The sequence below is a fragment of the Aeromonas crassostreae genome (assembly GCF_054052445.1).
In genome coordinates this window covers 40,069-53,686 of record NZ_JBSTYM010000008.1, presented here as the reverse complement: position 1 = coordinate 53,686, position 13,618 = coordinate 40,069, and the positions used below count along the sequence as shown (strand labels likewise).

Here is a 13,618-nt window from a genome sequence, read left to right as displayed (position 1 = left end):
CGCGATAAAAAAAATCGCCTGGGCAATATAGGTCACCCCGGAGGCTCAGGCAAACCCCCCAGCCGGTCCCCCCCGCTTCACAGGGGGGACTCATGACTCGAATTGGCGGCTTATGGGGGGTGAATCATGGTTACTGACGGGATCCTCGGCAAAAAACCAGGTTGGCGCACATATGATCAATTTGTTAATTCGTGATCATCATCAAGTTTCCCGGTTCCCACCATGCTGTTCATCAACGCCCTGAGCTTGAGGGGCTTGACCGGCTTGCTGATGTAGCCATAGCCATGCTCGCGGATCTGGGCCTGCAACTCGCTCTTGCGATCCGCGCTGATGATGATGCCTCCCAGCTCCCTGCCAAGGGCGAGGCGCAGCATGTGCAGCGCCTGCAACCCTGTCTTGCCGTCGTCCAGGTGGTAATCGGACAGCACCAGGTCGGGCCTGAAGCTCGCCACCAGGGTCTGCGCCTGGGCCAGATCCTGCACGCAGCGCACCTCGCAGCCCCAGCGCCCCAGCAGGGAGGCCATGGCCACCAGGATCTCGGGTTCGTTGTCGAGGCAGAGCACCCGCACCCCCGCCAGCTGGCTGTCATGACGAGGCAGGGGCGCGGGCGTCGTCCTGGCCACCAGGGGACGGCTGGCCAGCTTGAGGGTGATGGCAAACACGGAGCCGGCGCCGGGCCAGCTGCGCAGGGTCAGAGGATGCCCCAGTACCAGGGAGATGCCCCGGGCGATGGCGAGCCCCAGGCCAAGCCCCTGCTCGCGGGCGGTGCGGGAGTGATCCAGCCGCTGGAACTCCTCGAAGATGGCCTCCTGCTTGTCCTGGGGAATGCCGGGCCCTGTGTCCCACACCTCGATGCGCAGCTGCTGGCCCAGGCGACGGCAACCGAGCAGCACCCGGCCGCCGGGGTTGTAGCGAAACGCATTGGTGAGAAAGTTTTGCAGCACCCGGCGCAGCAGGCGGGCATCGCTGTGGACCGCCAGCCGGGTGTCCACCACGGCAAAGTCGATGCCCCCCGCCCGGGCCAGCACCCCGAACTCCGCCTTGAGGTTGTCAAACACCTCCGCCAGGGCAAAGTCGAGCTTCCTGGCCTTGAACTTGCCCGCCTCGAGCCGGGAGATGTCCAGCAGATCCGTGATGAGATCCTCGGTGGCCCCCAGGGCATCGTCGATGTGGTGGGCGAGGCGGGCCGCCTCCCCCTCCCCGGGCAGCGTCTCGATCAGGGAGGAGGTGAACAGCTTGGCGGCATTGAGGGGCTGGGTCAGATCATGGCTCACCGCCGCCAGGAAGCGGCTCTTGGACTGGTTGGCCCGCTCCACCTGCTCGTTGACCGCCCGCAACTGGCTGTTGAGGGCCGACAACTCACGGGTCCGTTCGGCCACCCGCGACTCCAGATGCTCGTTGGCCTCCCTCAGCACCCGCTCGGCGTCGCGAAACGGGGTGATGTCGGCGAAGGTCATCACGAAGCCGCCCCCCGGCATGGGGTTGCCCTGCAGCTCGATCACCCGGCCATCGGGCCGCTCACGGGAGGAGAGATGGGCGCTGCCGCGGCGCATGAAGCCGACCCGGCGCGCCACATGGGCCTCGACCTCCCCCGGGCCGCACAGCCCCTTGACGGCGTTGTAGCGGATGATCTCCTCGATGGGGCGTCCCACCTGGATCAGCCCCACCGGATATTGGAACAGGTCGATGTAACGCTGGTTCCAGGCCACCAGCCTCAGCTCCCTGTCCACCACAGAGATGCCGAGGCCGATATGCTCTATGGCCCCCTGCAGCAGGCCCCGGTTGAACCTCAGCACGTCCGAGGCCTCGTCCACTATGGTGGCGATCTCCTCGAGCTGCATGTCGCGTCCCTGCAGGGCCGAGGCCAGCACCAGCCGGGCCGACGAGGTGCCAAACACCCCGGCCAGCAGTCGTTCGGTGTGGGCGATGAGCCCGGCACTGGCCTGCATCTGGGGCGCCAGGGTCCCCCCCGACTCGCCGGCGAAGCGGCCGAAGGAGCGCTTGACCCGGCTCGGGCCGACGAAGCGGGCCGCCAGCATCTCCAGCTCCTTGACCGTCACCTTGGCCTGATAGAGGGCCGTGGCATCCCGGCTGGCCTGGCCGACGAAATTGGCCGCCTGCAACCGCTCGCTCACCGCGGCCCGGGTCAGCAGGGAGCCCGCCACATAGCCGATCAGGTTGAGCAGCAGGCTGAGGAAGAGGCACCAGGCCCCCAGGCTCAGGTCGCGAAAGGCGGGCCAGTCGGGGGGCGCCAGCATGGCCTGCAGGGGGGAGCCCGCCAGCAGGCCACTTTCGGCCAGCAGGGTGATGAACCAGAGGCTGATCCCGAGGGCGAGCCCCAGATAGACACCCTTGCGGTTGCCGTGACGCCAATAGAGGCCGAGCAGCAGGGCCGGGGCAAACTGGGCCACGGCGCCGAACGACAGGTAGCCGATGCGCGACAAACTGGTGAGATCGCCGAGCCAGAGGTAGAGCCCCCAGGCGGCCAGCAGGATCAGCAAGATGGCGCCGCGGCGCACCTGCAGCAGCAGGTGCACCAGCCGCTCGTCGCGCCCCCGTTGCCAGAAGCGGCGCAGCAGCACCGGCAGCACCAGATCGTTGCTCACCATGATGGCCAGGGCGATGGTGGAGACGATCACCATGCCGGTGGCGGCCGAGGTGCCGCCGAGGAAGGCCAGCATGGCCATGCCCTGGTTGCCCAGCGCCATGGGCAGGCTGATGACATAGGTGTCCGAGGCCATGTCGGCCCCGACCCACTGCTGCCCCGCCAGGGCCAGGGGCCAGATGAAGAGCCCCATCAGAAACAGGTAGGCGGGAAACAGCCAGCGCGCCCAGTGCAGATCCTGGCCCTGATTGTTCTCCACCACGGTCACGTGGAACTGGCGCGGCAGGCAGATCACGGCGCACATGGCGAGCAGGGTATAGATGGCGAGCTCCAGCAGGTTGCCCGGGCTCACATCGACCACGGCGCGGAAGAAGTCCCGGGTGACCAGATCCCGGCTCTCGTTTGACTGGCTCAGGATCAGCCAGAGGGCGAAGCCCCCCACCGCCATGAAGGCGAGCAGCTTGACCACGGACTCGAAGGCGATGGCCACCACCATGCCCCTGTGGTGCTCGGTGGCGTCCAGGTTGCGGGTGCCGAACAGTATGCTGAACAGGGCCAGCAGCAGGGTGACGCCGAGGGCCAGCTCCGCGGTATTGCCGGCAGGGCCCGCAGGCACGGCATTGGCCATCAGCAGATCCAGCCCGGTGACGATGGCCTTGAGCTGCAACACCAGGTAGGGCAGCACCCCTATGATGGCCACCAGGCTTACCAGCATGGCCAGACGCTGGGACTTGCCATAGCGGGCGGCAATGAAGTCGGCGATGGAGGTGATGTGCTCGCGCTTGGCCACCAGGATGAGCCGGGCCAGCAGGCGCCAGCCGAACAGGAACACCAGCATGGGCCCCAGATAGATGGGCACGGGGGACCAAGGGGACTCGCTGGCCTGGCCGACGGTGCCAAAGAAGGTCCAGGAGGTGCAGTAGACGGCCAGGGACAGGCTGTAGAGCAGGGGCTGCCCCTTGAGGCGGCGGCGCTTGTTCTTGTCCGCCCAGTAGGCGATGAGGAACAAGAGCCCAAGATATGCGAGTGACAACCCAATCAGCAGCCATCCCTGGTGCATCTGTAACCCCTTGTCCATGCTGAATATTTAAACGAAGCAGCCGCCAGTCTAGAGAGGAGTCAGGAGAATGTCATCCCCTGATGTCGACCCGATATTTATCGTTTTTCAATAAACCACCCTTGACGGAATATCGAAAAACGATAAACATCAACACGACATCGTTGCCAAACAGCACCGGCAGCCAATCCCCATCGTCCACCATGAGGCCTATCATGACACCCAGCAAGCTCGCCCCCATGAGTACACTGATCGAATGGATCCTGTTGTTCGCCCTGGTGGCGACCCCGCTCATCACGGTAGCTGATACCTGGTCTCACCTGTTTGGTGGGAATGATCGACTGCAAGACGCCCTGCTCAAGGCCCTGGGACAGCAAGGAGCCAGTGGCCTGGCCGGCGCCCCCTCCCTGAACGACTATCCCCTCACCCTCGGCAGCCGTCTGCTGGCCACCTTGATCCTGCTGCTGCCGGACCTGGTATTCATGCTGATCCTGTGGCAACTGCGCCAGCTGTTTCGTGGCTACCGCCACGCCATGCTGTTCACCTTCGACCAGATCCGCCGCTATCGCTGGCTCGGCTTGCTGTTGTGCGCCAGCTTCGTCACCGAGATCATCACCCTGCCCCTGGTAGACATAGCGCTCACCATGCAGGGCCCTTCACTGCACGGCACCATCAGCATAGGCTCGTCGGATTTCAGGTTGCTGCTGGCAGGGCTCATCGTCTCGGCGCTGGCACTGGTGATGTGGGAGGCCAAGCAACTGGCCGATGACCAGCAACTGACGGTGTGAGGAAACCATGCCCATCATCATCCGGCTCGATGCCCTGCTGGCCCAACGCAAGATGACCGCCCGAGAGCTGGCCCTGCGGGTTGGTATCACCGAAGCCAACCTCTCCATCCTCAAGAATGGTCACGCCAAGGCGATCCGCTTCTCCACCCTGGAGGCCATCTGCCGCGAGCTGCACTGCCAGCCGGGCGACCTGCTGACCCACGGGCAAGCGGACGAGGCGTGATCCGGCCCGCCATCGATGAAAAAGGGGAGAGCCTAGGCTCTCCCCTTCTCGTTGCGTCTGTTTCAGCCTCTGCCAGAGAGACCCATATCGACATGTCGCCGCAGGAAGAACACCGGCAAGACCGCCAGCGCCATGAGGTAGAAGATGCCGCCCCCCAGGGGCCCGTAGAGCTGGCCGCTGAGGGTCATCAGGGCGGCCACCATGATGCCGAGGGAGAGGGCGGCGTAGAGCGCCTGGGCGCCGATCAGCTGCTCCGGGGGCAGATCCCGGGTCATGAAACGCACGGCCCCGAGATGACTGATGCAGAAGGTGACCCCGTGCAGCAGCTGCGCCAGCAGCAGCAGGGAGAGATCCGTGCTGGCCCCGAGCAGGCTCCAGCGCACCAGACAGCCGAGCGCCCCCACCAGGAACAGGGTCTGGGCCCCGAAGCGGCTGAAATAGCGTTTGTCGGCGGCGAACATGGCGATCTCCGCCACCACCCCCAGGGCCCACAGATAGCCGATGGTGGCGCCGCTGTAACCCGCCGCCTTCCAGTGAATGGCGCTGAAACCATAATAGGCGCCATGGCTGCCCTGCAAGAGCGCCGTCACCAGCAGGAAGCGGCGCACCGTGGCACTCTTGAGGGTCTCCCTCAGGGAGGGGCGCGCCCGCTCGCCCACCACGTCCCGGGGGGCCGGATCCAGCGGCAGCCAGCTGAGCAGCACCATGAGCGCCAGCCCCAGCACCATGATGTGCAGCACCCAGCCGCTGCCCAGGTCGGTGATGAGGGCCCCCACCAGGGTGGAGGCGACGATGAAGGCGAAGGAGCCGCACAGGCGCACCTTGCCATAGTCGAGCTGGGTCTGGATCACCATGCGGGTGGCGAGCGCCTCCCCCACCGGCATCAGGGTCGGATAGATGAAGTTCGCCACCAGGGTCAGCACCACCAGCCACCAGAGGCTGTGGCCGAGATAGAAGCCGAGGAAGGCCAGCAGACTGAGCAGGCAGAGCAAGCGGGTGACGGGCAACAGCTGGCCCGCCCCCTTGATGCGCCCCATCACCATCAGGTTGCCGGCGAAGCGGATCCCCATGCCGACCCCCAGCAGCATGCCTATCTGCTCGGCGCTCACCCCCATCCCCTCGAGCCAGAGGGACCAGAACGGCAGATAGGCGCCATAGACGAAGTAGAAGGCGCCAAAGAACAGGGCTAACCAGGAGAAGGCGGGCATAGGGCCTCAGGGGAGCGGAACGGGACGCAGATGATAACCGATTTTTGGCCGGGGATCCTGTGACCAGGACGCCAGCCGAAATGAAAAACATCAATAAAATTGAACTATTGCCAGAGTACCCGTGTCTATTGAACAACACCTCCTCCTGGTTAGTGTTGCAATCCTTCCACCCGCTTATGGCGGGTTTCTTTTTGGCGCGCCCCCGGCGGTCGCAATCCACGAAAAAGGGGCCTTGCGGCCCCCGACTCATCCAATGCACGCACGACTCGCGCCACTCAGAACAGATACTTGACCCGCGCGCTCAGGTTGCGGCCCGGCTCGGTCTGGTTGCTGATGTTGGTGGCGGCGGAGAGGCCAGTGATGCTCTCGTAGCTGACGTACTCCTTGTCAAACAGATTGAAGACACCGACGTTGAGCTGCAGATCCTGCATCGGCTTGAACTGGGCGTAGAGATCCACCACGCCCCAGCCGGCACTCTTGATGTTGTCGTTGCCGCGCGCATCCTTGCCCACCTTGTTCATGTCATCGGCAAAGCGCAGCGCCGTGTTGATGTTCCAGTTCGGCTGATCCAGCCGCAGGCCCAGGCTGCCGTTGAGGGGGCTCAGGCTGTTGATGTAGTTGCCGTCACCGTCCTTGCCCTCGATATAGGCCAGGTTGCCCCAGACGTTGACCAGGTCATTGAGCCAGTAGTCGGCGCTGGCCTCGACCCCCTTGGTGGTCGCCTCGTCCAGGTTCCGGTACTGGTAGAGGGCGGTGCGGCCCTCGCTGCCGACCTGGGTCAGCTCGATGAAGTCGTCAAACTTGTTGTAGAAGGCCGCCACCTCATAGCTGAGGCCGCCGGCGCTGCCGCGTACCCCCAGATCGAGGCCGTCGCTGCTCTCGGGGTTGAGATCCGGGTTCGGCTCGATGCGATAGCCATAGGCCTGATGGTTCAGGGTGGAGAAGGCGTTGTCATACATGGGCGCCTTGAAGCCATGGCTGTACTGGGCGAACAGGTTGGCCGCCTCGTGTGCCTTGAACACCAGCCCCAGCTTGGGGGAGAGCTCTCCTTCGGAGAAGGACTTGAGCCTGTTCCCCGTGTAGGCGGGATCCTCGTCGGGGGTCATCTTGTAGTAGTCGTAACGCAGCCCTGGGGTCAGCACCCAGCGTTCGCCAAATTTGAGCTCATCAAAGACCCAGAGGGCGCCGTGCTCGCTGGTGGTGGAGGGGAAACTCAGCTCGCTGTAGGAGGCGAAGTCCCCCGCCGTGGCCGGCCCCTTGACGCGGGTCCGTTCGTTGTCGGTGTGCTCATACTCCAGGCCCCAGGCCAGACGCTGGCTCGCCAGCGCCTTGCTGAACTTCACCTGGGCCCCCAGGCTCTCCTGCTCGAAACCGTTGTGATCGTGCGACGGCTTGGTCACATAGGGGTTGCGCGGGTTGACCGGGTACTTGGAGGAGGCGTACTGATCCAGGGTCTGCTTGGTGCGGGCGTAGTAGAACTTGCTGTCGATGCGATCGACCCAGGGAGCATTCAGGGCGATGCCGTGGTCCAGCATCAGGGAGAGGTTGTCGGTCTCCTTGTCGGTGATCGGCTGATTGAAGACGGAGCCTGACTTGGTCAGGTCGACCGCATCCGGATCCTCATCTTCGGTGAAGTAGTCGACGGTGAGCTTGAGGAACTGATCCTCGCTCATGTTCCAGCGGCTCTTGAACAGCACCGCCTGGCTGGCGATGTCGAACTCGTTCTTGTCGCCGTCATGGTTCTGGGTCACACCGCCGTCGCGCCAGGTGTAGCGCAGCAGGTGTTCGAACTCGCCGCTGCGCAGGGCGCCGGTAAAGCCCGCCATGTTTTGATGGCTGCTGGAGGCATAGCCGGTGGTGGCATCCAGATAGCTGTCGCGCCCCTTGAGAAAATCGCTGGCATCCTTGGTGGTGATGGCGATGACCCCACCCAGGGCATCGGAGCCGTAGGCGGCGGATGCCGGTCCCTTGACCACCTCCACCTGCTTGATCATGTCGGTGTCGAAGTAGCTCTGGCCCACACCGCCGTTCTTGTAGGCGTCATTCTGGCGCACGCCGTCGCGCACCGTCTTGACCCGGTTCTCCCCCATGCCGCGCACGACGAAGGTCTGGGCATCGCCGGCGCCGCCCACCACTGTCACCCCGGGCTGGTAGCGGAACAGGTCGGCGACGTTGCTGACCAACTGCTCTTCGATCTGTTCGGCCGTGATCACCGTGATGGGGCCCGAGACATCTTCCAGCTTCTGCTCCATCCGGGAGCCGCTGACCACCATGACATCGTCATTGCCGCGGGAGTGAGTCGGCTGCGCCGCCTGAACCTGGAGGCTAAGGGCGGCCATGACCGCGATCGCAATCTGGGTGGGGGGTGTAATGTGAGCCACTGCATGTCCTTATTGAGAATAGTTATCAACGGCATGCATCTTACCCAGCGCCACGGAAAGATCAATGATAATGGTTATCATTTTTATTGTGATTTATTTGCATCCCCCTGAGCCCCCCTGTCATCATGACGCCACCTCTGCCATGCTGATGCTGGCTGACCAACCTTGTCGTGAGAGACCATGATCCGATCCCTGACCTTGCTGACGCTGCCCCTGCTGCTCTGGGCCTGCGCAAGCCCCCCATCCCCCACCCCTCCCCTGACCGGCACCCTCTACGACTACCGATTGAGCTCGGCAGACGGCGAGACACTGACCCTGCAGCAAGCACTGGGCAAGGTCAGGGACGCCGACATAGTGCTGGTGGGGGAGTTGCACAGCCATCCGGCCGCCCACCTGCTCGAGGCCCAGCTGCTGGCTGGCTTGCAGCGCCAGAGCCGCGACCCTGGCCGGGCCCTGGCGCTCTCCATGGAGCAGTTCGGTCGCGACGCCCAGCCGGTGCTCGATGCCTATCTCGCCGGGCGCATCGGTGAGGCGGCCCTCATCCGCGATGGCAACGCCTGGCCCAACTACCAGAGCGACTATCGCCCCCTGGTGGAATTTGCCAAGGAGCAGGGCCTGGCCGTCATCGCGGCCAACGCCCCCAAGCCCCTGGTGAGCTGCATCGGTCAGGAAGGCCCGGCATGGCTCGACCGGCTCGCCCCCGTCTATCGCGGCCAGCTGGCAAGCACCCTCACCCTGGGCGATGACCCCTATCGCCAGAAGTTCATGGCCTCCCTGCACCATGGGGATGCGGACGGCAATGCCCGCCGCTTCGCCGCCCAGACCAGCTGGGATGACACCATGGCCGAATCCATGGTGGACTACCTGGCCAGCCATCCGGGCAGACGCATCATGCACATCGCCGGCAACTTCCACGTGGAGGGAGGGCTTGGCCTCGCCAGCCGCATCGCCAGCCGCAATCCGGCCCTCAAGGTCAGCCTGGTGGTCCCCGTCACCACGGCTGAACCTGTGCCGGGACGGGCCCCCGAGGTGCGGGTCACCATGGCACCCTTGCCCAAACGCTGGCAAAGCGAGGGGGAAATGAAGCAAGATATGGGCACGCTGCATCTGTCCCGGCAACGGGACTGTACCCAGTGGTTGCAATCCCAGGCTGACTGAGCGGCGCGGGCAAGCCGGCACCCGCTCGCGCCATGACAGGGTAACCCCCGTCTATCCCAAGGCCCGCAAGGGCCAACGATGAACAGCACGAGGAGTGCATATGGACGTGTTACTGGTTATCGATGTGCAACAAGGGCTGTTCGAGCAACCGCGTCACCAGGACGCGCAGGTGCTGGCCAATATCAACCGCCTGACCGAGGGGGTGCGCCAGGGCGGCGGGCGCGTCATCTATGTGCAGCATGACGAGCCGGGTGGCGAACTTGAGCCCGGCAGCCCGGCCTGGCAGATCCATGCCGCCCTCTCCCCCAGGCCCGCCGACAGCCGGGTTCGCAAGCGCGCCTGCGACAGCTTCCTCGATACCGAACTCGGTTTCCTGCTGGCGGAGCAGAGCGTGGACAGGCTGATCCTGTGCGGCTGCGCCACCGACTTTTGCGTCGACACCACGGTGCGCAGCGCCGCCTCCCACGGCTTCGAGGTCACTGTGGCCCGGGACGCCCACACCACGGCCGACCGCCCCCATCTGGGTGCGGACGAGATCATCACCCACCACAACTGGATGTGGGAAAACCTGGCCCTGCCGGGGGATCGCCGCGTCCTGGTGCAACCCACGGATCAGATCACCTGAATGAGACTTCCCCTCCCCCCCGCACTGCTGCTTGCCATGGTGCCGATCCTGACCGGTTGTGGTTTCACGCCGCCATCGGATCAGCCGGCGCCGCTGTTCAGCACCCATATCAACGAGGAGGGCAGCAAGCGTTTCCTGTTTGAAGCCGCGCCGCTGGAGACCGTGCCCACCCGGCTGCAGGATGAGGATGGCGGCAAATTGCAGCGCCAGAAGAGCCTGCTGGAGCGGCGCACCGCCCTGCAGGATGCCCAGCTCCAGCACACCCTGGAGCAAAGGGGCTACTGCCATCAGGGCTTCATCGTGCTGAGCCAGACCTCCTGGCGCATCAGGGGGGAGTGCAACGAAACCGCCAGCGACGCCGATCGCCAGACCTTCCCCAACCGGGGCGACTGGCAAGGCTAGTGGGCCCTTCAAGCAAAACGGACAGCCTGGGCTGTCCGTTTTTTCATCTCGTGTTCCCGCGTCAGACCGGTACGTCGGTCTCGCGGGTCAGCTCGGCACCGTTGTCGATGCGCCTGTGGCCCTCCGCCAGATGGACGAAGTCCACCAGCTCGTCACCCGAGACCTGGAACGCCTGGCCGAAGCCCTTGACGAACAGCCCCTGCTCTGGCTTCAGACGAAACAGTACGAAGTCCTTGAGGTTGGAGAGCCCCTTGACGATGTCGCCAAAGCGCCCCTCCAGGGCGGCGATCGCCTGGCCCCAGCGCGCGTCGTCCCGGGCCACCACCTCGGCCAGTGCATCGAAGGTGAGTCGCTTGCGGGCGAACAGTTCGCGGGCGCCGGTCTCGTCCTCGATCAGCATCAGGGAGACCCTGGGCACCTGTTGCAGGTTGCGGGCATGGCGCGCTATCTCGGAGATGAGCACATAGTAGCCATCTTGCTGCAACACGAAGGGGGCGTAGCTGGCGTTGGGCCTGCCCTCGCTGTCCACAGTGGCGAGCTGCAGGGTGCGGCAACCATCGCGAAACTCGCGGATCTCCGGTTGCAGACGGTGTTGCAGGCGCTCCTGACGTTCACTCATGCTTTCACTTCCTCTTGATACTGGTGGCGCAGGGCCTTGAAACGCTCCACCTGATCAGGCAGCAGCCGACGCTGCTCGTCCCGGCCCAGATAGACTTTGAATATGCAGCGGCCGCTGTAGCCGAAGAACTGGAAGGAGTGCCCCTCCTTGCCCATGAACAGCTTGCTGACCAGGGCAATGCCGACCACCTTGTCGAGCCTGAGGTGACCATGGAGCTCGCCATCCCGCCCCATCAGGTTGTAGTAGCCACGGGCCGTCTTGCCCTTGGGGAAGGGGGCCTTCACCTCGAAGAGGGAGCCGTCGGATTCGACGATGGTGGTCACCGGGCCCCAATTGGCCAGATCCGCCAGCAGGGCCTCTGCCTCCCCGGCCGGCACTTGCGTCATCAGCTCGGATGGCAGATGGCGCACCACCTCCCACTCGCTGACCGCCAGCTCGGTGGCGATGGAGGACGGATGGGCGCCGGGATCTTGTTCCAGCAGCGCCTGGATGCGTAGTGCAATGCTCATAGGTTCTCCCTTGGGAGGGGGGTGCCACCCCTCGACTGTCATGGCGGATACTCTAATCAAGCCGCAAAACCAATGCAATTGATAATCAGTTTCATTATCAGTGCATTTTCCCCGCCGGCTTGATATTCTCGGCGCAAATCCAACTTCATTCACTCTTCGGAGGTTAGCATGGGTCCTCGTCTTGCCCTCGCACTCACCCTGCTCGGCTGTTCGGTCATGGCTCTGCCAGCAGGCGCACAGGAACGTATCGTCAGCATAGGCCCGGCCACCACTGAACTCATACTGGCGCTCGGCGGCGAGCAGAGCCTGGTCGCCACCGACGTCAGCAGCACAGAACCCAAGGGGCTGCCCAGGGTCGGCTATCACCGCGCCCTGGCCGCGGAGGGGATCCTCAGCCTGGCGCCGACCCGGCTGGTAGGCAGCGACGAGATGGGGCCGGCCCCTGTGCTGGATCAGCTGCGTCGGGCCGGGGTCGAGGTGAAGGTGCTGGAGACGGCGCCGACCCTGGCCAACCTGAATGCGCGGATCGAGACCCTGGCCCAGCTGCTGGGGGATCCGGCCGCCGGCGCCCGTTTGCAGGGCGAGATCCAGGCCCAGAGCGACGCCCTGGCCGCCCAGGCGAGCCAGAACAGGCCCCTCAAGGTCGCCTTCCTGCTGCTGCACAAGGGCCAGCCCACCAGCATCGCCGGGGGCAATACCACCGCCAGCGCCCTGCTCACCCTGGCAGGGGGCGTCAATCCGGTCGCCCAGCTGCGGGACTACAAGCCAGTGTCCGCCGAATCCCTGATCGAGTTGCAACCGGATCTGGTGCTGGTGAGCGGCCGCGACTGGCAGCTGTATCAGGATCCGGCCAGCGTGCTGGCCCAGGTGCCGGCCCTGGCCGCCACCCCGGCGGGCAGACGGGGCGCCATCCACGCCATCGACGGCCAGGCCCTGCAAGGGGGGCTCAGTCTGCGCTCCTTGCAGCAGGCGGCCCAGATAGCCCAGTGGATCAAGCAGGGGTCATGATGCGCCTGCCACTGCCCTGGCTCATCACCCTCAGCGGTGGCCTGCTGGTGCTGCTGCTGCTCGGGTCCCTCGCCACCGGCCCCCTTGCCCTCTCCTTCACCGAGAGCCTGCGCGCCCTGCTGGCCGGGCAGGAGAGCGGGATTGAGGCACACAAGCTCTTGATCGTGCAGGAGATCCGTTTGCCCCGTACCCTGCTCTGCATCGCCGTGGGGGGCATGCTCGGCCTCTGCGGCGCCGTGATGCAGGGGCTGTTTCGCAACCCCCTGGCCGATCCCGGCATCATAGGGGTCTCCGGTGGGGCGGCGCTGGGGGCGGCGCTGGCCATAGTGCTGCTGGCCCCCCTGGATCAGCAGCTGCAGAGCCAGCTCGGCATCGGCCTGCTGCCCCTGTTCGCCTTCCTCGGCGGGGCGCTGACCACCACCCTCGTCTATTTGCTGGGCACCCGGGAAGGGGGCACCTCGGTCACCGTCATGTTGCTGGCCGGGGTCGCCATCACGGCCTTCTCCTTCGCGGTGATCGGCCTGCTCACCTATCTGGCGGACGATCAGATGCTGCGAAACCTCAGTCTCTGGCAGCTCGGCACCCTGGCGGCAAGCAAACCCGCCGACGTCGCCTTGTCACTGGCGGCCCTGGCCCTGCTGCTGTGGCTGTTCATGCGCGATGCCGGCCCCCTCAATGCCCTGCTGCTGGGGGAAGGAGAGGCCCGTCACCTGGGGGTCAATGTGCAGGCCCTCAAGCGCCGACTGATACTGCTCACCGCCGTGGGGGTGGGGGTGGCCGTGGCGGTGTCGGGCATGATCGGCTTCGTCGGACTGGTGGTGCCCCATCTGGTGCGGCTGCTGGCCGGCCCCAACCATACCAGGCTGCTGCCGCTCTGTGCCCTGATGGGTGCCGCCCTGCTGCTGGGGGCCGACATGCTGGCCCGCACCCTGCTGGCCCCGGCCGAGTTGCCGGTGGGCATCATCACGGCACTGCTCGGCGCCCCCTTCTTCATCTGGCTGCTGGTCAAGCGCCGCCGTACCCTTTAACCGGAGA

General features: G+C 65.1%; 12 protein-coding genes. 7 read left to right on the top strand and 5 right to left on the bottom strand.

The window, feature by feature from the left end:
• Window positions 1-176 precede the first annotated feature (176 nt).
• Entirely contained in the window at window positions 177-3,665 is a 3,489-nt protein-coding gene (locus ACW5W4_RS08290; RefSeq protein ID WP_456689056.1) for a hybrid sensor histidine kinase/response regulator, read from the bottom strand.
• Window positions 3,666-3,877: 212 nt separating this feature from the next.
• On the opposite strand from ACW5W4_RS08290, the gene ACW5W4_RS08285 reads away from it, so the two are divergent.
• Window positions 3,878-4,450, top strand: coding sequence for a DUF2975 domain-containing protein (locus ACW5W4_RS08285; protein WP_456689055.1), 573 nt, complete (start codon window positions 3,878-3,880; stop codon window positions 4,448-4,450).
• Window positions 4,451-4,457: 7 nt separating this feature from the next.
• Complete coding sequence (locus tag ACW5W4_RS08280; RefSeq protein WP_456689054.1) at window positions 4,458-4,673, top strand: helix-turn-helix domain-containing protein; 216 nt, start codon at window positions 4,458-4,460, stop codon at window positions 4,671-4,673.
• 62 nt (window positions 4,674-4,735) lie between these two features.
• On the opposite strand, the gene ACW5W4_RS08275 is transcribed toward ACW5W4_RS08280, so the two are convergent.
• Together ACW5W4_RS08275 and ACW5W4_RS08270 are read right to left on the bottom strand one after the other, a co-directional pair.
• Window positions 4,736-5,881, bottom strand: coding sequence for a 3-phenylpropionate MFS transporter (locus tag ACW5W4_RS08275; RefSeq protein WP_456689053.1), 1,146 nt, complete (start codon window positions 5,879-5,881; stop codon window positions 4,736-4,738).
• A gap of 275 nt (window positions 5,882-6,156) precedes the next feature.
• The gene (locus ACW5W4_RS08270; protein ID WP_456689116.1) at window positions 6,157-8,220 is read right to left on the bottom strand and encodes a TonB-dependent hemoglobin/transferrin/lactoferrin family receptor; all 2,064 of its coding nucleotides are present in this window, start codon (window positions 8,218-8,220) and stop codon (window positions 6,157-6,159) included.
• Window positions 8,221-8,442: 222 nt separating this feature from the next.
• On the opposite strand from ACW5W4_RS08270, the gene ACW5W4_RS08265 reads away from it, so the two are divergent.
• The 3 genes from ACW5W4_RS08265 (at window position 8,443) to ACW5W4_RS08255 (ending at window position 10,447) form a co-directional block, all read left to right on the top strand.
• A complete protein-coding gene (locus ACW5W4_RS08265; RefSeq protein ID WP_456689052.1) occupies window positions 8,443-9,420 on the top strand; it encodes a ChaN family lipoprotein in 978 nt (325 codons plus the stop codon).
• A gap of 100 nt (window positions 9,421-9,520) precedes the next feature.
• Complete coding sequence (locus ACW5W4_RS08260; protein WP_408794966.1) at window positions 9,521-10,045, top strand: cysteine hydrolase family protein; 525 nt, start codon at window positions 9,521-9,523, stop codon at window positions 10,043-10,045.
• Window positions 10,046-10,447: a hypothetical protein gene (locus ACW5W4_RS08255; RefSeq protein WP_456689051.1), complete on the top strand. Its 402-nt coding sequence runs from the start codon at window positions 10,046-10,048 to the stop codon at window positions 10,445-10,447.
• Between the two features lie 61 nt (window positions 10,448-10,508).
• Here ACW5W4_RS08255 and hutZ read toward each other — a convergent pair whose 3' ends face one another.
• Together hutZ and hutX are read right to left on the bottom strand one after the other, a co-directional pair.
• A complete protein-coding gene (gene hutZ / locus ACW5W4_RS08250; protein WP_456689050.1) occupies window positions 10,509-11,066 on the bottom strand; it encodes a heme utilization protein HutZ in 558 nt (185 codons plus the stop codon).
• On the bottom strand, window positions 11,063-11,575 hold the full coding sequence (gene hutX / locus ACW5W4_RS08245) for a heme utilization cystosolic carrier protein HutX (protein ID WP_456689049.1): 513 nt from the start codon (window positions 11,573-11,575) through the stop codon (window positions 11,063-11,065). Before hutX ends, hutZ begins: the two co-directional genes overlap by 4 nt.
• Before the next feature lie 168 nt (window positions 11,576-11,743).
• Here hutX and ACW5W4_RS08240 point away from each other — a divergent pair, with 168 nt between their 5' ends.
• Window positions 11,744-12,583: a heme/hemin ABC transporter substrate-binding protein gene (locus ACW5W4_RS08240; protein ID WP_456689048.1), complete on the top strand. Its 840-nt coding sequence runs from the start codon at window positions 11,744-11,746 to the stop codon at window positions 12,581-12,583.
• Complete coding sequence (locus tag ACW5W4_RS08235) at window positions 12,580-13,611, top strand: FecCD family ABC transporter permease (RefSeq protein WP_456689047.1); 1,032 nt, start codon at window positions 12,580-12,582, stop codon at window positions 13,609-13,611. Before ACW5W4_RS08240 ends, ACW5W4_RS08235 begins: the two co-directional genes overlap by 4 nt.
• Window positions 13,612-13,618 lie beyond the last annotated feature (7 nt).